The organism is Rhizobium sp. 10N427, from assembly GCF_056394605.1.
In genome coordinates, this window is record NZ_JBFTID010000001.1 from 963525 (window position 1) to 982783 (window position 19259).

Genomic DNA, 19259 nt, shown 5'->3' on the forward strand with positions numbered 1-19259 from the left:
CTAAGTCAGAATAGGAGAACGGTATTATACAATCCGCCTGCCTTAGGATATTTGCATGTCAATAAACAACGTGGATAGCGCAATGACCCAACACGACAGCAAGCCCCGCCTTCGTTCCCGCGCCTGGTTCGACAATCCTGATAATGCCGACATGACGGCGCTTTATCTCGAGCGCTACATGAATTTCGGCCTCAGCCAGGAAGAGCTGCAGTCGGACAAGCCGATCATCGGCATTGCCCAGACAGGCTCCGATCTGTCGCCTTGCAACCGGCATCATCTTGAGCTCGCCAATCGCCTGCGCGAAGGCATTCGCGAAGCCGGCGGCATCGCCATCGAGTTTCCGGTTCATCCGATCCAGGAAACCGGCAAGCGTCCGACCGCGGGCCTTGACCGCAACCTTGCCTATCTCGGCCTCGTCGAAGTGCTCTACGGCTATCCGCTCGATGGCGTGGTGCTGACCATCGGCTGCGACAAGACCACGCCGGCCTGTCTGATGGCGGCGGCCACCGTCAATATTCCGGCGATCGCGCTCTCCGTCGGGCCGATGCTGAACGGCTGGTTCCGCGGCGAGCGCACCGGCTCCGGCACCATCGTCTGGAAGGCCCGCGAGCTACTGGCAAAGGGCGAGATCGATTATGCGGGCTTTGTGAAGCTTGTTGCGTCGTCGGCCCCTTCGACCGGCTATTGCAACACCATGGGCACGGCGACGACGATGAATTCGCTGGCCGAAGCCCTCGGCATGCAGCTTCCGGGTTCGGCCGCCATTCCGGCGCCGTATCGCGACCGTCAGGAGATTTCCTATCGCACCGGCCTGCGCATCGTCGATATGGTCCGCGAAGACCTCAAGCCATCGGATATCCTGACGAAGGATGCCTTCATCAACGCCATCCGCGTCAATTCGGCGATCGGCGGATCGACCAATGCACCGATCCATCTCAACGCGCTGGCCCGCCATATCGGCGTCGAGCTGACGGTCGACGACTGGCAGACCTATGGCGAGGAAGTGCCGCTGCTCGTCAACCTGCAGCCGGCCGGTGAATATCTCGGCGAAGACTATTATCACGCTGGCGGCGTTCCCGCCGTGGTGAATGAGCTGATGGGCCAGGGCCTGATCAAGGAAGACGCGCTGACGGTCAACGGCAAGTCGATGGGCGACAACTGTCGCGGGCAGACGATCCAGGACGAAAAGGTCATCCGCCGCTACGAGACACCGCTGAAGCCACGTGCCGGTTTCCGCGTGCTGCGCGGCAATCTGTTCTCCTCGGCGATCATGAAGACCAGCGTCATCTCGCCGGAGTTCCGCGAACGCTACCTCTCCAATCCCAAGGATCCGGAAGCTTTCGAGGGCAGGGCGGTCGTCTTCGATGGTCCCGAAGATTATCACAAGCGGATCGACGATCCGTCGCTCGGGATCGATGCCTATACCATCCTCTTCATGCGCGGCGCCGGTCCGATCGGCTATCCGGGTGCCGCAGAGGTCGTCAACATGCGTGCGCCCGACTACCTCTTGAAGCAGGGCGTCTCGTCGCTGCCCTGCATCGGCGACGGACGCCAGTCTGGCACATCAGGCAGCCCGTCGATCCTCAACGCTTCGCCGGAAGCCGCCGCGGGCGGCGGGCTCGCGGTTCTGAAGACTGGCGACCGGGTGCGTATCGACGTTGGCCAGGGCCGCGCCGATATTCTGATCTCGGACGCCGAGCTTGCCGAGCGGCATGCGACTCTCAAGGCCGATGGTGGCTACCGCTATCCCGACCACCAGACGCCATGGCAGGAAATCCAGCGCTCGGTCGTCGGCCAGCTGGAAACCGGCGCGGTGCTCGAACCGGCGGTCAAGTATCAGCGCATTGCCCAGACCAAGGGCGTGCCGCGCGACAACCACTGAGCTGAAATCAGCTGCGATGAAACAAAAATGGCACGGGCTCGCCCGTGCCATTTTTGTTTTGGCGGCCAGGCGGCGGCCGCTCAGAAAGGCAGTGGCGAGCCGAGAAGTGCCAGGATCAGCGATGTCAGCGCCACGAGAAAAGCTATTCCGAATGAAATATGGATTTTGGTCAATTTAGGTCCCTCGAATTGAAAGACCCGCCTAAAAAGGCGGGTCTCCTGAACAGGACGCTTCGCTACTCGAACTCTGGCGAAGCCGTTTCATGAGCGGCCCCCCAGCCCCTCGGAAAAAAGCTAATCACAACCTCGGATCATCGTCGCGTGACATCGGCGTGACACGGCCCCGGCGGTGCAAAAGCTTGAGAGGAAAGGCGAAACCGTGCCCGTCTGAGCCGCCCAGCCGCTCTATCGCAAGGTCGCCCTCGAACGGGATCCGTCCTCGTCGATAAAGGTGACACTGGCTCCCTTCAGGATGACGCGCGAGCAATCCTCATCGTCGTCTTCGTCATCATCGTCGTAGTAGAAGCAGATCTCGTTGCCATCGACTTCCCATTCCCCGGTATAGCTCCCGTCAAGGCTGGAGCGCCCCTGAATCGAACCGTTGGCAAGAAGTTTCTCCTGATAGGCTGCGCCATCTTCCGTTCCAGAGACCGTCCTGCCGGCGAAGGCGGCCTTGATCTGCGCCCCGGACAGCGATGCCTCCTGGGCAAGCGCCGGCGTTGCTATGGCCATGGCGGCCAGGACTATGCGGAATCTCATCTACCCCTCCTCAAAGATCGTAGAGCATGATTGCGATTTCGATCAGGATACCGGCCAGGATGGCCGCTTCGATCACGCATGACACCAGGAACATGCGGTATTCGAAACTGCGTTCGGCAGCGGTTCCGTAGAGCGTCTCCCGCGCTTCGACCGCCTCGCCGATCAACTGAAGCCGGCGGCCGAAGTCCATCTGCTGGCAAAGTTCGAAGAAGCTGCGGCGGGAGGCGGCTGGAAGGCCGCGGTCGCCGCGCTCCAGAAGCAGCGTGGTCTTCAGAAACCACTGCCGAAGCCGTGCGGTTTCAGCCGCCTTGGCGGAGAGCTCACGGCTGATCTGGCGGCTGTAGGTACGGCGCTCAAGAAGCGCGGCATCGCGATATTGCCCATCCCAGGCGGTCTCGAATGCCCGCTCGGTATCCTCGATACCAAGCCAGAGCCAGCCGAATGCCCCGATGCCTATGAGCAGGTCTCTGAAAAGCTCCGGCGCGGACTGGATGACGACGCGGTGACCGCGGATGCTGATCTGCCCGTTGCGAAGTTTGAGATCGGCGGACAGGCTTTCGAATCGGTCTTGCGCGGCTGCGTTGCGCAGCCAGTCTGCTGCCGCTTCCTGTAGAGCAAAGGAGGTCTGGGAGCCGCTCGGCAGCAAGATGACTTCAAACTGCTGATCATTGGTATCGGGAAATGGCGCACCCGGAACGGTCTCGCTCTCGATCGGCGTGATCGATGCATGCAGCGAAACCGGACGTGGATATGAGAGGCTGCAAAGGAGGGGAGCGTCGGCGCGGCTGGCTTCACCCGGAGGAAGCAGGAACAGCCGGCAATGCTGAGCGCCGTTCGCAGCCATCGGCTACTCGTCCGCCAGCGCGGGCAGCTGCCGCATGCCGTCATCGACCGTATGGACATCGGGAGGCGGGATGAATGCCACGCCGTCTTCCAGCACCGGGCCGGCAAGGCCGAGCAGAAAGCCGGTCTCCTTGTCGAAGCAGAAGCGCGACATGATGAAGGCGCCAGTCGCGTGATCGAGCCAGTCATCGCCGAGCCTGGCATCGATCAGCTGGTCAAGGCGGACAGCATTCTCCTCTTCCGGGTCGAGCCAGTCTGACGCCAGAATGAAGCCCCACACGGCGAGAAACGACGGGATCGGCACCTGATAGCTGCTGACCTTGGTGAAGGCCGTCTGCAGCGTCCGGCGAAGTGCGGTGTGGCCCTTGTAGTTGCAGGACGAAAATTCGAGCGCCTGCACGACCAGAATGCCGCCGTCGCGCAGGCAGCCGCGCAGCGAGCGATAGAACTCCTTGGTGTAGAGGTGCTGGGCCGGGCCGTTATCCAGCATGTCCACGACGTCGATGATGATGATATCGAAGAGTTCGTCGGTCGTCTCCAAATAGTCCCGGCCGTCGCGATAATGCAATTCCGCCCGGGGATCGGTGAAAGCGCCGTAGTTCCAGGTGCCAAGATGTTCGCGGCAGCAATCGACCACATCCCGGTCGATATCGACCATCACGGCGCGCGTCACGTCGCGATAGGCAAGCACTTCGCGGAGCGTTGCGCCTTCACCGCCGCCGATGATCAGCACCTGACGCGGGTTGTCATGCATCAGCATGGCCGGATGCACGAGCAGTTCGTGATACAGCGCCTCGTCGTCCTCCGCGCTCTGGATGGCGCCGTCGAGGAACAGCGCACGGCCGAAGCTGTAGGTATCGGCGATCGTGACGTTCTGAAACGGCGTTCGAAACGAGCAGACGATGGACTGGGCGCGATAGTGATACTCGTCGAAGATATCGGCGTCCTCGAGAACGAAGACGCTGCCGCTCCGCGGCGGCACGTCGGTATCCAGCCCTTCGACAAAGACCCGGCCTGGCGGCAGCTCCGGCAGAGGGTAGGGCCGCGAAATCGCTGGCAGCGGCTCCAGTGCGGTTTCTTCCGGATCGTCCGAAATGACAATGACCATTACAGATCCGTTGCCTCTCTCCGAATGATCTGGCGCAGTTCCACCAGGGCAGGCGAGAGCGCCTCGACCAGTGCCGGCAGGGCATTCAGCGGATCGCAGGCGCCGCACATGAAGATATCGAGCGCTGCATACGCGTGCTCGGGCCATGTGTGGATGGACATGTGGCTTTCCGCCAGCGAGACGGTTCCTGTCACGCCGCCGCCGGGGTCGAAGACGTGAAAATTCATACCGAGAAGGGTGGCGCCCGCAGCTTTCACGGCTGCGCGGAACGCTGCCTCGATATGTGCGACGTCACCGAGTTGTGTGGCGCCGCTGAAATCGGCGATGAGATGCCGGCCGGGAAGTTCGCCATTGGTCCTGCCCGCATGAACCACGCTGCCAACGGGCATGGGTGGCATGTAGCAGGCTGCAGACTTGCGATGAACGGACACCGTCATGGCGTCCCCGGCCGCTCTTCCACCCATGGAACCCAACATCGAACGGAGTTTGTAATGAGCATGCCACAAAATATTAGCCAGACAACATATATTGCCGGGAGCCAGAGGCGGGCCGCATCCAGGGATTGCAACCCGCGCTCCGTCCGACGATCGGCGCCTTATTGCGCGGCGGCCCTCGCAAGTTCGCCATCCAGGCGCTTGCGTGCCAGGTTCGGAACCTTGGCCGTCTTGATGGCGTCGAGATTGGCGGGTTGGTCGCCCACCTGAATCAGCGCTACCATGCCCATGGCAAAATGCGGCGTGCACTTGACGACATATGCGCCGGGGATATCGAATTTCGTCTGGAACTGCTCGCTCGGCTTCGACTTGAATTCCGCAGCGCCATCCGGGATCAGACCCTTGAAGGTCTCGACATTGTGGCTCTTGTCGGTCGGCACGAAGGTCACGGTATCGCCGGGAGCGATCTTGATGAAGTCCGGCTCGAAGACCATGGCGCCATCAGTGCCTTTGTTGAGCATCTGGACCTGGTGATCGGCTGCCATCAGCGGTGCTGGCGAGGCGATCATGGCCGCCGTTGCGGCGATCAGGCCGTATTTCAAATTCATCGCACGTCTCCTGTTTTGCGGGCCGTTCGCCCCGAGACGTTCTAAGTCATCCACCAGAGATGCATCTTTGATGCCGGTCAAACTTCAGGTGCGGAATCGGCGTTTCGCCCCAGGATCATCTGGCGTCGAGAAGGTCGCGGATCTTCGCGGCGAGCTCGCGGGCCGTATAGGGTTTTCGCAGCCATTGGGCGCCGGGGATCACCTCGTTAGCCGCCAGCGCCGGCTCCGAATAGCCGGAGGTGAAGAGCACGGCGATATCGGGCCGGATAGCGCGGGCGGCGCGTGCCACCTCATCGCCGGTCATTCCGCCGGGCATGACGATATCGCTGAAGAGCAGGGCAATCTCCGGATTGTCCTTGAGGATTTCAAGCGCCCGCCGGCCATTGTCGGCTTCGAGCACCGCGTATCCCATGCCGGAAAGCCTTGCGACGGCAACGCGTCTGACGCGAATGTCGTCCTCGGCCACCAGGATTTGCTCGTGACCGCGCGGCATCGGGCTTTCGACGGCCGATCCGTCCTCAGCGGATGCTTTCGGCGTCGGGCCGATTGCCGGGAGGTAGATGCGGATCGTCGTTCCCCGGCCGTCCTCGCTGTAGATCTGCAGATGGCCGCCGGATTGCTTGACGAAGCCATAGACCATGCTCAATCCGAGCCCAGTGCCGGAGCCGGTTTCCTTGGTGGTGAAGAACGGCTCGACGGCACGTTTCTTCACGTCTTCGGTCATCCCCGAACCGGTGTCGGTCATCGAGATCAGCACGAAGTTTCCACTGCGGACTTCGGGATACATCTTGGCGTAGTCGGCATCCAGATGCACGGACGAAATCTCGGTTGTCAGACTGCCGCCCTTCGGCATCGCGTCGCGGGCGTTGAGAGCGATGTTCAAAATGGCGTTCTGGAGCTGCGAGCTATCGACAAGCACATTGAATTCGGATCCGGAGAGAATGGTCGAGAGCTTGATATTTTCTCCGAGCGTCCGCCGCAGCAGATCCGAAAAGCCGGTGAGAAGCTGGCCAAGATCGGCATGCCGGGGATTGAGCGGCTGGCGCCTGCCGAAGGCAAGCAACTGTCCCGTCAGCTTCGCTCCGTCTGTCGCCGCACCCTGCGCTTCACGCAGCATATCGCGCAGTGGCCCCGGCGGCAGCTTGTCTTCGATCATCTCGAGATTGCCGCTGATCACAGTCAAAAGGTTGTTGAAATCGTGTGCGAGGCCACCGGTCAACTGGCCGACCGCTTCCATTTTCTGCGCCTGGCGCAGGTCTTCCTCTATCTTGAAGCGGCTGGTCAGGTCACGGACGAAACCGGTAAAAATCCGCTCGCCATTCGCGGTCGCTTCGCCGACATGCAGTTCCATAGGAAACTGCGAGCCATCGGCGCGCTGGCCGGTGACGACGCGGCCGTAGCCGATAATCCGCTTCTCGCCGGTTTCCAGGTAACGGCCGATATAGCCGTCATGGGCGCTGCGGTAGGGCGAGGGCATGAGATTGCTGACATTCCTGCCGCAGATCTGGTCCGAGGTCATCTCGAACAGCTTTTCCGCTGCTGTGCTGAAGGAGAGAACCTTGCCCTTCTGGTCGATGACGACCATCGCGTCGGGCACCGTCTCGAGAATCGAGCTCAGATGCGCCTCTCTTGCGCTGACGGCCTCTTCGGCTTTCCGGAGAGCGCTGACGTCGCTGTTCGCCTGAATGACAGCTGGTTCACCATCCGGAAGGTTGACGAGCACGCAGCGGGTGGCGACGTGAAGGTCGTAGCCGCTCTTGTGGCGGTGGACGATCTCGCCCTGCCAGAAACCGCGTGACCTCAGGTGTGCGTGGATATCTTCGACCGGCTCCGGAAACCGCGTGGCGAGCAGTACATCGACCTTTTCGCCGACCGCTTCCTCGCGCGCCCAGCCATACATGTTCTCGCAGCCGATCGACCAATGGGTGATCGTGCCTTCGAGGCGATGCACGATGATATCGGCGCCATCGAGAACATGCACAAGCGCGTCCAGTTCCTGGGGGGAGGCCGTGCGCGGCGAGATCAGGCGATGGGGCATGGCTGCTTCCTGCTGCGATCAGTGAACGCTGACCCTATGGCAGTTTTTCTCCGGAAAATCATCTGCGTTACCCGAGAGCTGGATCAACTTGCCCTTGCTGAGAATCCTCAAGTCATGACGGCCTTCGGGGACCACGACGTTGCGCTGCGAGAGCTTGGTGATCGTGCGTGAAACCGTCTCGATCGTCAGGCCGAGATAGTCGGCGATATCCTGCCGGTTCATCGGCACGCGCAGTAATCCCGGGCGCGGCTGGGCGCCGGGGCGGGCGGCGAGCGTGGCGATGAAGCTGCACAGCCGCTCCTCGGCATTCTTCTTCGACAGGAGCACCATCTGATCATGGGCCGCTGCCGTCTCGTGACAGAGGAGTGCGATATATTCGGGGCGTAGCGCATCCGAGCGCGCCACCTCGTCCTGGAAGGTCTTGCGCGAGACGCGGCGGATCTTGCAATCGGTGACAGCCTCGGCAGTGAACAGGAAGTCGCCCTGCAGGAAGGCGCCGACGATTTCTCCGGCAAAATGAAACCCGGTGATCACCCGGCGGCCCTCGCCGATGATGCGTTGCAGGCGGACAACGCCTTCGACCACCTGAAACAGATGCTTTGCCGCATCGCCTTCCCAGCAGAGCGCCTTGCCGGCGGCGACCGGTTCGAGTGCCGAGAGATGAAACACCGACGACAGCGAGCGCCCCGTCTTTGCCGCTTCACCGGCGGGCTTTCCATGTTCGAACGCCTGGTGGTTCTGCATCAGCATCGTCGTAGTCCCCTCGTTTGCACGCGAGGGAATAGACAGCCGCTGCGTCACACGAGGATGAGCGGACGGTGCCAAATGGTGAGACTGCGTAACAGTTTGTAACAGGCTGGGTATCACCGGCTAAGCCGTTCGGTTCGTTGATGTAAATCAAGGAGTGCCGGAGAGCTCCATGACAGTCCTTGCTGCAAAGTACGAGAAAGCGCGCCGTCACGCGGCCTGCTGCGCACTGGGGACGATACCATGAACTACACAACCGAGACCGTGATGGTCGCGGTCGCAGCGTTCCTAGCCTTGCTAGGAGCAGCCTTCGCCCACGATCAGCTCTTTGCCGCCCATATGGGGATCCTGTGTTTCTGCCTGTTTGCCGGAACGGTGATCTTAATACGCCGCGTCGATTTCTCGCCGGCGGGACGTCAGCCGAAGCCGGAGGCATCCGGTTATTTCGATGAGGTCATCCGCTACGGGCTGATCGCCACCGTCTTCTGGGGTGTCGTCGGCTTCCTCGTCGGCGTGATCATTGCCGCGCAGCTCGCATGTCCCGATCTCAATCTGGCACCCTACCTGAATTTCGGGCGGCTGCGGCCGGTTCACACATCGGCCGTTGTCTTCGCCTTCGGCGGCAATGCGCTGATCATGACCTCGTTCTATGTCGTACAGCGCACCTGTCATGCGCGGCTCTTCGGCGGCAGTCTCGCCTGGTTCGTCTTCTGGGGCTACCAGCTGTTCATCGTCATGGCGGCGACCGGCTACGTGCTCGGCATCACTCAGGCCCGCGAATATGCCGAGCCGGAATGGTATGTCGATATCTGGCTGACCATCGTCTGGGTCGCCTATCTCGTCGTCTATCTCGGCACGATCCTGAAGCGTCGCGAGCCGCATATCTATGTGGCGAACTGGTTCTATCTCGGCTTCATCGTCACCATCGCCATGCTGCACGTCGTCAACAATCTCGCCGTGCCCGTGTCGTTCCTGGGATCGAAGAGCTACTCGGTCTTCTCCGGCGTCCAGGATGCGCTGACGCAGTGGTGGTACGGCCATAACGCCGTCGGCTTCTTCCTGACCGCAGGCTTCCTGGGGATGATGTACTACTTCGTTCCGAAACAGGCCAACCGCCCGGTCTATTCCTACCGCCTGTCGATCATCCACTTCTGGGCGCTGATCTTCATGTATATCTGGGCTGGTCCGCACCACCTGCATTACACGGCTCTGCCCGATTGGGCCCAGACGCTCGGCATGGTGTTTTCGATCATGCTCTGGATGCCGTCGTGGGGCGGCATGATCAACGGGTTGATGACGCTTTCGGGCGCCTGGGACAAGATCCGCACCGATCCGATCATCCGCATGATGATCGTCGCCATCGCTTTCTACGGGATGTCGACCTTCGAAGGGCCGATGATGTCGGTGAAAACCGTCAATTCGCTGAGCCACTACACCGAATGGACCATCGGTCACGTGCATTCGGGCGCGCTCGGCTGGGTCGGTATGATCACCTTCGGGGCGATCTATTACCTGACGCCGAAGCTCTGGGGCCGCGAGCGGCTCTACAGCCTGCGGATGGTCAACTGGCATTTCTGGCTCGCCACGCTCGGCATCGTCGTCTACGCCGCCGTGCTCTGGGTCGCCGGCATCCAGCAGGGCCTGATGTGGCGCGAATACAATTCGCAGGGCTTCCTCGTCTATTCCTTCGCAGAAACCGTCTCGGCGATGTTCCCCTATTATGTGCTGCGCACGCTGGGCGGCACGCTCTATCTCGCCGGTGGCCTCGTCATGGCCTGGAACGTCTTCATGACCATCCGCGGACGCCTGCGCGACGAAGCCGCTATCCCGACCGCTTATGTGCCTCAGGCACAGCCTGCCGAGTGAGGTGAACCATGGCATCGATACTGGACAAACATAAGATCCTCGAAAAGAACGCGACGCTGCTGCTCGTCGGCTCGCTGCTGGTCGTCTCGATCGGCGGCATCGTAGAGATCGCGCCGCTCTTCTATCTGCAGAATACCATCGAGAAAGTGGAGGGGATGCGCCCCTACACACCACTCGAACTGGCAGGCCGCAACATCTACATCCGCGAAGGCTGCTACCTCTGCCACAGCCAGATGATCCGGCCGTTCCGCGATGAAGTCGAGCGCTACGGCCATTATTCGCTGGCGGCGGAATCCATGTACGACCACCCGTTCCAATGGGGCTCGAAGCGCACCGGGCCGGATCTCGCGCGCGTCGGCGGCCGCTATTCGAACGAGTGGCATGTTCAGCATCTGTCCGATCCGCGGGCGGCCGTGCCTGAATCGATCATGCCGAGATACGCGTTCCTGAAGACGCAGGAGGTCACCGTCAAGGACATCGGCATGGACCTGAAAGCCAACGAGGATGTCGGCGTGCCCTACACGGACGACATGCTCGCCAATGCGGAAGCCGACATGAAGGCGCAGGCCGATCCCAACGCCGACACCTCGGCGCTGCTGCAGCGCTACCCGAAGGCAAAGACCGGCGATTTCGACGGCGATCCGCAGCGTCTTTCCGAGATGGATGCGCTGGTCTCCTACCTGCAGATGCTCGGCACGCTGGTCGATTTCTCGACCTATGACGATGCCACCGGCTACCGGTGAGGTGATCTCATGGAAACATACACGGCAATGCGGCACTTCGCCGACAGCTGGGGGCTTCTGGCGATGGCGGCATTCTTCGTCTGCGCCGTCGCCTACACGCTCCGCCCCGGCAGCAAGCAGACGGCCAAGGAGGCCGCTGACATTCCCCTGAAGGACGATTGAGATGTCGGAAAAGCATATTGATGAAGTCAGCGGCGTCGAAACCACCGGGCATGAATGGGACGGCATTCGCGAACTGAACAATCCGATGCCGCGATGGTGGGTCTGGACCTTTTATGTGACGATCCTCTGGGCGATCGGCTACGTCGTCGTCTATCCCGCCATCCCTATGGTAACCTCGGCGACGAAGGGTTATTTCGGCTATTCCAGCCGCGCCGAGTTGCAGCAGGATCTCGATCACGCGAAGGCCGGCCAGGCGAAGTTCCACGAAATGATCGCGGCAAAGAGCGTCGAAGAGATCGACGCCGATCCGGCACTGCGCGAATTCGCTATTGCCGGTGGTGCCTCGGCCTTCAAGGTCAACTGCGCCACCTGTCACGGATCGGGCGCCAGCGGCGGACCGGGCTTTCCGAACCTGAATGACGACGACTGGCTCTGGGGCGGCGACCTGCAATCGATCCAGACGACGATCGCTCACGGTATCCGCTTCGACGAGGATGCGGATACGCATGTCTCGGAGATGCCTGCCTTCGGCGATATCCTCAGCAAGGATCAAACGAAGGAAGTGGCCGCCTATGTCTGGGGGCTGACCAACACGCCTTCCGATCCGGCTTTGGCCACTGCCGGCAAGCAGATCTTCCTCGACAATTGCGCCGCCTGCCACGGCGAGGACGCCAAGGGCAAGGCAGAGATGGGCGCGCCCGATCTCGCCGACGCGATCTGGCTGAAGGGCCGGGGCGAGGAGGCGATCATTCGCCAGGTCACGGCGCCCAAGCATGGCGTGATGCCGGCATGGTCGGCGCGCCTCGGCGATACGACGGTCAAGGAACTGACGGTCTTCGTCCATTCGCTCGGCGGCGGTCAGTAAGGAGAGGGACGGTGACGGCACACGGGAACAATCCGCTCCTCCGGATTTACGGCATGCCGCGCTCGATCGTGCGTTCCCGTGTCTCGGTCCGTGGCAAATCCCTGCCGCCCGGCTGCAAGGGCGACGCGCCGGAGAAGATCGGTAGCGCGATTGTCAGCTTGACCTCGCTCAGGGATGACGAGCCGTCGAGCCACCAGAAATTGGGAGAGGACACCCAGGCGGCGTTCTCTCCCACTGCTTTCCGGGGCCGCGCCTTCGTCTCGAAGCGCCGCCCGTCTTTTTACGGCAGGCGGCCGGTTAATCCTTGTTGATCTTTATCAAGGACGCTCGACGGCCCCCGGAGGAGAACAGGCGTATCGAACGCGAAAGACATTACTTATGAACCTTTTCACAGCCCCCGATCCCAAGAGCGTGGAGAGGCTCGATGTCGAGCCTGTGAACGCCCGCCGTAACCGTCAGCCGCTTTATGCGGCGCGAACGAAGATTTTTCCAAAGCGCGCCGAGGGGCAGTTCCGCCGTTTCAAATGGATCGTGATGCTTGTTACACTCGGCATCTACTATCTGGCCCCCTGGATCCGCTGGGATCGCGGACCCTACGCGCCGGACCAGGCAATCCTCGTCGATCTCGCCTCGCGCCGCTTCTACTTCTTCTTCATCGAGATCTGGCCGCAGGAATTCTACTACGTCGCTGGGCTGCTCCTCATGGCCGGGTTCGGGCTGTTCCTCGTGACCTCGGCGGTCGGCCGGGCCTGGTGCGGTTACGCCTGTCCGCAGACGGTCTGGGTCGATCTCTTTCTCGTCGTCGAACGCGCCATAGAAGGCGACCGCAACGCCCGGATCAAGCTCGATGCCGCGCCGTGGAGCTTGAGCAAGCTGCGGAAGCGCGCCCTGAAACATGCCATCTGGCTGGCGATAGCCGTTGCGACGGGTGGCGCCTGGATCTTCTATTTCGCCGACGCGCCGTCTCTGGCAGTGGCACTCGCAACCGGCGCGGCACCCGCCGTCGCCTATGCCACTGTCGCCATCCTGACCTCCACCACCTACGTCTTCGGCGGGCTGCTGCGCGAGCAGGTCTGTACCTACATGTGTCCCTGGCCGCGCATCCAGGGCGCCATGCTGGACGAGAATTCGCTTGTCGTCACCTATAACGACTGGCGCGGCGAGCAACGTTCGCGACACAGCAAGAAGGCGCAGGCGGATGGGCTTCCGGTCGGCGATTGCGTCGATTGCAATGCCTGCGTTGCCGTCTGTCCCATGGGCATCGATATCCGCGATGGCCAGCAGATGGAGTGCATCACCTGCGCCCTCTGCATCGACGCCTGCGATGGCGTGATGGACAAGATCGGCAAAACGCGCGGCCTGATCGCCTATGCGACGCTCAGCGAATATGCTGCCAATATGGCGATTGCCACCGATAGCGGGCGCACGGCGGTGCAGCCGGCCAAGGTGCGCGATGAGGGTGGCTCCTTCGTCGATGGCATCCGGCATTTCAACTGGCGCATCATTTTTCGCCCGCGCGTCGTATTCTACGCCGCCGTATGGGCGGTGATCGGCATCGGCATGCTCGTCCATCTGTCGATTCGCGGCCGTCTGGAACTGAACGTCGTCCACGACCGCAATCCGCAATTCGTCATGGAAAGCGACGGCTCGATCCGCAACGGCTACACGATCCGCATTCTCAACATGGTGCCGCGGCCGCGGCAGATCGCGCTGACGCTGTCGGGCCTCGATGGCGCCACTATGCGCATCCCCGAACTCAGCAAGGACGATGTCCGCAGCTTCACGCTGGACGCGGCACCGGATGCGGCAACCACGATCAAGGTCTTTGTCACCCGCAAGCCGTCCACGGCTGCTGTCGACGAATTCCTCTTCACCATCGAGGAGTCCGGCGGCAGCGACCGGGCGAGCTATCGCGCAGCATTCAACGCACCTGGAGATCCGCAATGACCACCCGCGTCCAAGGCTTCACCGGCCGCCACATGCTGCTCGTCATCACCTCCTTCTTTGCCGTGGTCATCACCGTCAACGTCACGATGGCCTGGTTCGCGTCTTCAAGCTGGAGCGGCCTCGTGGTCGAAAACACCTATGTCGCCAGCCAGGAGTTCAATCACCGCGCCGCCGAGATGAAGGCGATGACCGCATCGGGCATCGCGGGGCATATCTCGCTGAAGGATGACCGCTTCATCTACCGGATTGCCAATCCGGACGGATCGCCGGCGGCGGTCGATACCGTGACGGCCATTTTCAAGCGGCCGGTCGGCGACCACGAGGACTTTTCCGTTGCGCTGGACAATCGCGGTGAGGGGGCGTTTGAAACGGATCGCCATGTCCCGGCCGGCGACTGGATCGTCGAGTTCATCTCGAAGAAGGCCGGCAGGCTCGTCATGCACGAGGCGATCCGGTTCGACACTACGGAGTTCGTTCGATGACCTGCTGTGCGATCGATGCCGAGGGGGTGATGGCGATGAGCACCACGGCCTTCAGTGCCGAGGAGATTGCGCTTGCCAGCCATCCGCTCGGTGGCGGCTTGCATCAGCTTGATCTCAGTGTCCCCGATGTCCACTGCGGCGCCTGTATCTCGACGATCGAGAGGGCGCTGACAGCATTGCCCTTCGTCAGCAAGGCGCGCGTCAACCTGACCTCGCGGCGCGTCACCTGCATCTATGACGAAAAGATCGGCGCACAGGCGACGGATCCGGCCGAAATCATCGCCGCCGTCGCGGGCGCGGGATACCGCGCGCATCTCTACGCGCCGCTTGCCGCCGAGGGCGACAAGACCCGCAACCAGCTGCTGCTCGCCGTCGGCGTCGCCGGCTTTGCCGCGGCTAACATCATGCTGCTCTCGGTCTCCGTCTGGTCGGGCGCCGATGCCGCAACGCGCGACATGTTCCATTGGATATCGGCGATGATCGCTGCCCCGGCGCTGATCTACTCGGGCCGCTTCTTCTTTCAGTCGGCGTGGAATGCAGTGAAGCATGGCCGTACCAACATGGACGTGCCGATCTCGCTTGCCGTGACGCTCTCCTATGCCGTCTCGCTCTGGGAGACGATGCATCACGGCGAACATGCCTGGTTCGACGCCACCGTCTCGCTGCTGTTCTTCCTGTTGATCGGCCGGACGCTGGATCATGTCATGCGTGAAAAGGCGCGGGCTGCGATCAACGGTCTGGCGCGGATCGCGCCGCGCGGCGCGCTGCTCATCCAGCCCGATGGATCGCGGCGCTATGTGGCAGTCGAGGAAATTTCGGTCGGTGACGAGATTGCGGTCGCCGCCGGTGAGCGTATCCCTGTCGATGGCGTTGTCGTCAGCGGCGAGAGCGATCTCGACCTTTCGATCGTCACAGGCGAAAGCAGCACTGTTCCGCTTCACGCCGGCAGTCCGGTCAGCTCGGGTTCGATGAGCCTCACCGGCTCGCTTATCCTGCGCGCCAGCAAACGCGCAGGCGAGTCGCTACTTGCTGAAATCATCGCCCTGATGGAGGCCGCCGAAGGGGGCAGGGCGCGCTACCGCCGGATCGCCGACCGGGCGGCGGCCCTTTACTCGCCGGTCGTTCATCTTCTGGCGCTGGCGTCGTTTCTCGGCTGGGGTTTTATCGGCGGCGACTGGAAGCAGGCGATGCTCGTCGCGGTCGCCGTTCTCATCATAACCTGCCCCTGCGCGCTCGGCCTCGCCGTTCCCGTCGTCCAGGTCGTGGCGGCAGGCGAACTGTTCCGCAACGGCATCATGGTCAAGGATGGCTCGGCGCTCGAAAGGCTGGCGGAGATCGACACCGTCGCCTTCGACAAGACAGGAACCCTGACCATGGGCAGGCCCCGGTTGGTGAAAGCCGAGCCGCCGGAAGGCCGCCTTCTCTCGATCGCGGCCGGTCTCGCAGCCCACTCGCGCCACCCGCTCTCGCAGGCAATGATGCATAGCGCGTGTACAACCCCGGTGCCCTTTGATCGCGTCACCGAAATCCCCGGTGGTGGTCTCGAAGCCGTCAGCTGCGGAACGCTCTATCGCCTTGGCAGCGAATCCTTCGCCTGCCGTGGTCTGGCAACTCAGCCGGCCGAGGACTGTCCGTTCTCGGAAGTCGTCTTGTCGCAGGATGGCGTCGTTTCCGCGCGGTTCTTCTTCGACGACACGCTGCGGCCGGGAGCGCGCGAGGCCGTCGCTACGCTTCATGCTGCTGGATTCTGGACGGTGATGATATCGGGCGACCGCCAGCGCGTTGCCGGCAACACGGCGCGCGAACTCGGAATCCCCCGGGCGCTGGGCGCCCTGACACCGAAGCAGAAGGTCGATCAATGCCAGGCACTCAACAGTAGCAACCACCGGGTCTTCATGATCGGCGATGGCATCAACGACGCACCGGCGCTGGCCGCCGCCCATGTGTCGATGGCACCAGCGACTGCATCCGATATCGGCCGGCAGGCTGCAGACCTGGTGTTCTTCAACGAGCGCCTCGATGCCGTGCCGCTGGCGATCGCCGTCGCCCGCCGCTCGGCAGCGCTGATCCGCCAGAATTTCGCGCTGGCGATCGGCTACAACATTCTGGCGGTTCCGATCGCCATTTCCGGGCTGGCAACCCCGTTGATTGCCGCCGTCGCCATGTCGACCTCGTCGATCATCGTCGTCTCGAACGCGCTGAGGCTGAATGCCTTCGGCAAGTCGATCCTCGCCGGCGCGATCGCGCGTCCCGCCGGCAAAGCCAGCGAGGCGCGAACGGCATGAACATGCTGATCTATCTCATTCCGATCGCGCTTTTTATGGGTGGTATCGGACTGGCAGCGTTTCTCTGGTCGCTGAAGAGCGGCCAGTACGATGACCTGCAGGGTGCGGCATGGCGGGCGATCGCTGATGACGATCTGGATCCGCCAGGCTCCTGATCGGGCGGCCGCCGGTCGAAATCATCTCGATCGGAAGATTGTGGACGAAGGCCGCAATGGTAGCGCTGCCCACAAACCTGCGTTATCTCTAACGAAAACGAAGAAAGCAGGACGAACGGGTGACATGGAAGCAGATCGCATTCTGGTCGTCGATGACGACGCCCGGATCAGACAAATGCTTGTTCGCTATTTCGAGGACAATGGTTACAGGGTGAATGCCGTCGGAAACGGCGCCGCGATGCGCAGCGAGCTGGCCAAGGGCCACTACGCTGCCGTCTTCCTCGATCTCGTTCTGCCGAACGGCGAAAACGGTCTGGAACTGCTGCGCGAAATCCGCAACACATCCGACGTTCCGGTCCTGATGCTGACAGGCCAGGACGACGTCACCGACAAGGTGGTGGGTCTCGAGATCGGCGCCGACGACTATATCGCAAAACCCTTCCACCTGCGCGAACTGCTGGCCCGCCTCAGAACCATTCTGCGGCGGCGAACCGTGTCCGATCATCCATCCGCAGCCTCTGATGCCGATGAAACCCTGTTGTTCGACGGCTGGACACTGGACGTCTCCCGCAGGCGGCTCACTTCTCCCGATGGCGGCGACGTGACGATGACGACCGGCGAGTTCGATATGCTGGTGGTCTTCGTCCGCAATCGCGGCAGGGTTTTGTCGCGTGAGACGTTGATGGATCTCACCCGCAACCGTCACCTCGAAGCGTTCGACCGCGCGATCGACGCGCAGATCGTTCGCCTGCGCAAGAAGATCGAGGCTGATCCGCGCGAACCGGCGCTGATCCAGTCGGTGCGCGGTGTCGGCTATGTCTTTACCGGCAGGCAGCGGTAGCGCTGCCCGTTCGCCGCGTTGTGGTTGTCGATCTTTGACGGAGATCAATGCGTGTCTGCTTGACGACCGCTAACCTTCCCCGAACGTCGCTATCCGCACGAATGAGGCAGGCCGATGCAGGCAAAAGACATAATGACCACCGACGTGGTTTCGATCAGCCCGGCCGCCGGCATCCGCCACGCTGTTGCGGTGATGATGCAGGGCAAGATCAGCGGACTGCCGGTCGTCGATGACGAAGGCCGGATCTGCGGCATGCTGACGGAGGGCGATCTGCTGCTGCGCCGCGAGATCCGTCCGCAGCCGAACCAGGTTCGTGCCTCCGGCGTACTCTCCGAGCTCGAACTCGAACGCTACATCAGCAGCCATGGCTGGTCAGTCCGCGATGTCATGTCAACCGATGTGATCGTCGCGCGGCCGGATAGCGAAGTCTCCGACATTGCCGAAAGCCTGCAAGCCCATCGCATCAAGCGCCTGCCGATCGTCGAGGATGGCCGGCTGGTCGGCATCGTCAGCCGCCGGGATATTCTCGGCATGATCGTCGATGCGCCTGTGACGGCGCTGCCGCGCGAGGATGGCGCGATCCGGCTTGCGCTCCGGACGCGTCTGCGGTCCGATCTTGGTCTGACGCCGCAGACGGTGCAGGTATCGGTGACGAACGGCCAGATCACCCTGAACGGCCAGGTCGAGTCGGAGCTGAAGCGGAAGGCCGTGCGCGCACTGATCGAAGGCCTCGGTCTCGGTGCCTACCGGGATCAGCTGCGGGTCGTCATGCCGATATTGGAAACCGAGCGGCTGGCAATCTAGGAACGGGATCGATGATGTGCCGTCAGGGTCCAGGGCATGGGAGACTTGCCCGGCGCTATGCCCCTGGACCGGCCAAGTCTCTGCCAAGTTGCCCCACTTGACACGGGTACCGTTCGCCCGCGCGCCAAACCTAGCGATGACACCGGCCCCTTCATTGATCGAAATCAACGAGACAGCTTTCCCAGAAGGGGTGCCGGACAGCCTAACTTCGAGCTCCTGAACACCAATTTCGAATTATCGTACAATTACAATTACTTACGAGAAACATTGGAATTCTTTGCGGAGTGCTGTTGACTGTTTGCGGGGGTTAGCCGTATAAGCCGCGTCACTGAACGAGGGCGGCGGCGCTGCAGGCGACGAAGTCTTTCGCTCTAGGATTTCTTGAAGGTTGGCCTTTGAGGCTGATTTATTCCCAGGCTTTCGGGTTTGGGTGCGGGAAGTTTTGACCGGGTTATCTGGTCTGTTATTTGACAATTGAAGATGAGAAGAAAGAGAAACGTGGGCGGCGGAGTTCGCGGATCGGGCAGAGATGCCTGATCTTGGAAAGAGACTTTGGCGGTCACGTTTATCAAGAGAAGTTACACTGGTTTTTGACGGCTGGCTTTCGGGTTGGCTGTTTAGAAAACAGGTGTGAAGTTCTCGTCGATTCAGAACGTGACGTAAATGCCAATGATTGAATTCTCAACATGAG

Annotated in this window: 19 protein-coding genes; 11 read left to right on the top strand and 8 right to left on the bottom strand. The window is 61.8% G+C overall.

Features of this window, described 5'->3' with window-relative positions:
• Window positions 1-82 precede the first annotated feature (82 nt).
• Window positions 83-1882, top strand: coding sequence for an IlvD/Edd family dehydratase (locus AC1DIJ_RS04265; RefSeq protein WP_112386731.1), 1800 nt, complete (start codon window positions 83-85; stop codon window positions 1880-1882).
• A 404-nt stretch (window positions 1883-2286) separates the two neighbouring features.
• Here AC1DIJ_RS04265 and AC1DIJ_RS04270 read toward each other — a convergent pair whose 3' ends face one another.
• The 7 genes from AC1DIJ_RS04270 to AC1DIJ_RS04300 form a co-directional block, all read right to left on the bottom strand.
• Window positions 2287-2640: a hypothetical protein gene (locus tag AC1DIJ_RS04270; RefSeq protein ID WP_112386732.1), complete on the bottom strand. Its 354-nt coding sequence runs from the start codon at window positions 2638-2640 to the stop codon at window positions 2287-2289.
• A gap of 10 nt (window positions 2641-2650) precedes the next feature.
• A complete protein-coding gene (locus tag AC1DIJ_RS04275; RefSeq protein ID WP_112386733.1) occupies window positions 2651-3484 on the bottom strand; it encodes a hypothetical protein in 834 nt (277 codons plus the stop codon).
• Between the two features lie 3 nt (window positions 3485-3487).
• Entirely contained in the window at window positions 3488-4591 is a 1104-nt protein-coding gene (locus tag AC1DIJ_RS04280) for a fused MFS/spermidine synthase (protein WP_112386734.1), read from the bottom strand.
• Window positions 4591-5028 carry an adenosylmethionine decarboxylase gene (gene speD / locus AC1DIJ_RS04285; RefSeq protein ID WP_310289838.1) on the bottom strand — a complete coding sequence of 146 codons (438 nt, stop codon included), beginning with the start codon at window positions 5026-5028 and terminating at the stop codon, window positions 4591-4593. The genes AC1DIJ_RS04280 and speD overlap by 1 nt, the downstream gene beginning before the upstream one ends.
• Window positions 5029-5186: 158 nt before the next feature.
• Window positions 5187-5633 carry a pseudoazurin gene (locus AC1DIJ_RS04290; RefSeq protein ID WP_112386735.1) on the bottom strand — a complete coding sequence of 149 codons (447 nt, stop codon included), beginning with the start codon at window positions 5631-5633 and terminating at the stop codon, window positions 5187-5189.
• A gap of 115 nt (window positions 5634-5748) precedes the next feature.
• Window positions 5749-7671, bottom strand: coding sequence for a PAS domain S-box protein (locus AC1DIJ_RS04295; protein ID WP_112386737.1), 1923 nt, complete (start codon window positions 7669-7671; stop codon window positions 5749-5751).
• Window positions 7672-7689: 18 nt separating this feature from the next.
• Complete coding sequence (locus AC1DIJ_RS04300; protein WP_112386738.1) at window positions 7690-8421, bottom strand: Crp/Fnr family transcriptional regulator; 732 nt, start codon at window positions 8419-8421, stop codon at window positions 7690-7692.
• 240 nt (window positions 8422-8661) lie between these two features.
• Between AC1DIJ_RS04300 and ccoN the strand changes: the two genes are divergently transcribed.
• The 4 genes from ccoN to ccoP are packed head-to-tail and all read left to right on the top strand — an operon-like array spanning window position 8662 to window position 12054.
• Window positions 8662-10284, top strand: coding sequence for a cytochrome-c oxidase, cbb3-type subunit I (ccoN, locus tag AC1DIJ_RS04305; protein WP_112444342.1), 1623 nt, complete (start codon window positions 8662-8664; stop codon window positions 10282-10284).
• Window positions 10285-10292: 8 nt separating this feature from the next.
• Window positions 10293-11027, top strand: coding sequence for a cytochrome-c oxidase, cbb3-type subunit II (ccoO, locus tag AC1DIJ_RS04310; RefSeq protein WP_112389765.1), 735 nt, complete (start codon window positions 10293-10295; stop codon window positions 11025-11027).
• Between the two features lie 9 nt (window positions 11028-11036).
• Entirely contained in the window at window positions 11037-11189 is a 153-nt protein-coding gene (locus AC1DIJ_RS04315; protein WP_112389764.1) for a cbb3-type cytochrome c oxidase subunit 3, read from the top strand.
• Window position 11190: 1 nt separating this feature from the next.
• Complete coding sequence (gene ccoP, locus AC1DIJ_RS04320) at window positions 11191-12054, top strand: cytochrome-c oxidase, cbb3-type subunit III (RefSeq protein WP_112389763.1); 864 nt, start codon at window positions 11191-11193, stop codon at window positions 12052-12054.
• 46 nt (window positions 12055-12100) lie between these two features.
• Here the strand turns inward: ccoP and AC1DIJ_RS04325 are convergent, their stop codons facing one another.
• Window positions 12101-12289: a hypothetical protein gene (locus tag AC1DIJ_RS04325; protein WP_477831180.1), complete on the bottom strand. Its 189-nt coding sequence runs from the start codon at window positions 12287-12289 to the stop codon at window positions 12101-12103.
• A gap of 143 nt (window positions 12290-12432) precedes the next feature.
• Between AC1DIJ_RS04325 and ccoG the strand changes: the two genes are divergently transcribed.
• The 6 genes from ccoG to AC1DIJ_RS04355 all read left to right on the top strand — a co-directional run bounded on the left by ccoG (window position 12433) and on the right by AC1DIJ_RS04355 (window position 18568).
• Window positions 12433-14001, top strand: coding sequence for a cytochrome c oxidase accessory protein CcoG (gene ccoG / locus AC1DIJ_RS04330; RefSeq protein ID WP_112389762.1), 1569 nt, complete (start codon window positions 12433-12435; stop codon window positions 13999-14001).
• Window positions 13998-14483, top strand: a complete 486-nt coding sequence (locus AC1DIJ_RS04335) for a FixH family protein (RefSeq protein ID WP_112389761.1) — start codon at window positions 13998-14000, stop codon at window positions 14481-14483. Before ccoG ends, AC1DIJ_RS04335 begins: the two co-directional genes overlap by 4 nt.
• Window positions 14480-16768 carry a cation-translocating P-type ATPase gene (locus AC1DIJ_RS04340; protein ID WP_112389760.1) on the top strand — a complete coding sequence of 763 codons (2289 nt, stop codon included), beginning with the start codon at window positions 14480-14482 and terminating at the stop codon, window positions 16766-16768. The genes AC1DIJ_RS04335 and AC1DIJ_RS04340 overlap by 4 nt, the downstream gene beginning before the upstream one ends.
• Complete coding sequence (ccoS, locus tag AC1DIJ_RS04345; RefSeq protein WP_112389759.1) at window positions 16765-16923, top strand: cbb3-type cytochrome oxidase assembly protein CcoS; 159 nt, start codon at window positions 16765-16767, stop codon at window positions 16921-16923. Before AC1DIJ_RS04340 ends, ccoS begins: the two co-directional genes overlap by 4 nt.
• A gap of 124 nt (window positions 16924-17047) precedes the next feature.
• Entirely contained in the window at window positions 17048-17764 is a 717-nt protein-coding gene (locus tag AC1DIJ_RS04350; RefSeq protein WP_112389758.1) for a response regulator, read from the top strand.
• Between the two features lie 114 nt (window positions 17765-17878).
• Complete coding sequence (locus tag AC1DIJ_RS04355; protein ID WP_112389757.1) at window positions 17879-18568, top strand: CBS domain-containing protein; 690 nt, start codon at window positions 17879-17881, stop codon at window positions 18566-18568.
• The last annotated feature ends 691 nt before the right edge of the window (window positions 18569-19259 follow it).

Coding starts and splice junctions, on each gene's coding strand:
- ccoN (WP_112444342.1), top strand. CDS start 8,662: ATGAACTACACAACCGAGACCGTGATGGTCGCGGTCGCAGCGTTCCTA.
- AC1DIJ_RS04350 (WP_112389758.1), top strand. CDS start 17,048: ATGGAAGCAGATCGCATTCTGGTCGTCGATGACGACGCCCGGATCAGA.
- AC1DIJ_RS04315 (WP_112389764.1), top strand. CDS start 11,037: ATGGAAACATACACGGCAATGCGGCACTTCGCCGACAGCTGGGGGCTT.
- ccoO (WP_112389765.1), top strand. CDS start 10,293: ATGGCATCGATACTGGACAAACATAAGATCCTCGAAAAGAACGCGACG.
- AC1DIJ_RS04355 (WP_112389757.1), top strand. CDS start 17,879: ATGCAGGCAAAAGACATAATGACCACCGACGTGGTTTCGATCAGCCCG.
- ccoS (WP_112389759.1), top strand. CDS start 16,765: ATGAACATGCTGATCTATCTCATTCCGATCGCGCTTTTTATGGGTGGT.
- AC1DIJ_RS04275 (WP_112386733.1), bottom strand. CDS start 3,484: ATGGCTGCGAACGGCGCTCAGCATTGCCGGCTGTTCCTGCTTCCTCCG.
- AC1DIJ_RS04335 (WP_112389761.1), top strand. CDS start 13,998: ATGACCACCCGCGTCCAAGGCTTCACCGGCCGCCACATGCTGCTCGTC.
- AC1DIJ_RS04280 (WP_112386734.1), bottom strand. CDS start 4,591: ATGGTCATTGTCATTTCGGACGATCCGGAAGAAACCGCACTGGAGCCG.
- ccoG (WP_112389762.1), top strand. CDS start 12,433: ATGAACCTTTTCACAGCCCCCGATCCCAAGAGCGTGGAGAGGCTCGAT.
- AC1DIJ_RS04300 (WP_112386738.1), bottom strand. CDS start 8,421: ATGCTGATGCAGAACCACCAGGCGTTCGAACATGGAAAGCCCGCCGGT.
- AC1DIJ_RS04270 (WP_112386732.1), bottom strand. CDS start 2,640: ATGAGATTCCGCATAGTCCTGGCCGCCATGGCCATAGCAACGCCGGCG.
- AC1DIJ_RS04290 (WP_112386735.1), bottom strand. CDS start 5,633: ATGAATTTGAAATACGGCCTGATCGCCGCAACGGCGGCCATGATCGCC.
- AC1DIJ_RS04295 (WP_112386737.1), bottom strand. CDS start 7,671: ATGCCCCATCGCCTGATCTCGCCGCGCACGGCCTCCCCCCAGGAACTG.
- AC1DIJ_RS04265 (WP_112386731.1), top strand. CDS start 83: ATGACCCAACACGACAGCAAGCCCCGCCTTCGTTCCCGCGCCTGGTTC.
- ccoP (WP_112389763.1), top strand. CDS start 11,191: ATGTCGGAAAAGCATATTGATGAAGTCAGCGGCGTCGAAACCACCGGG.
- AC1DIJ_RS04340 (WP_112389760.1), top strand. CDS start 14,480: ATGACCTGCTGTGCGATCGATGCCGAGGGGGTGATGGCGATGAGCACC.
- speD (WP_310289838.1), bottom strand. CDS start 5,028: ATGACGGTGTCCGTTCATCGCAAGTCTGCAGCCTGCTACATGCCACCC.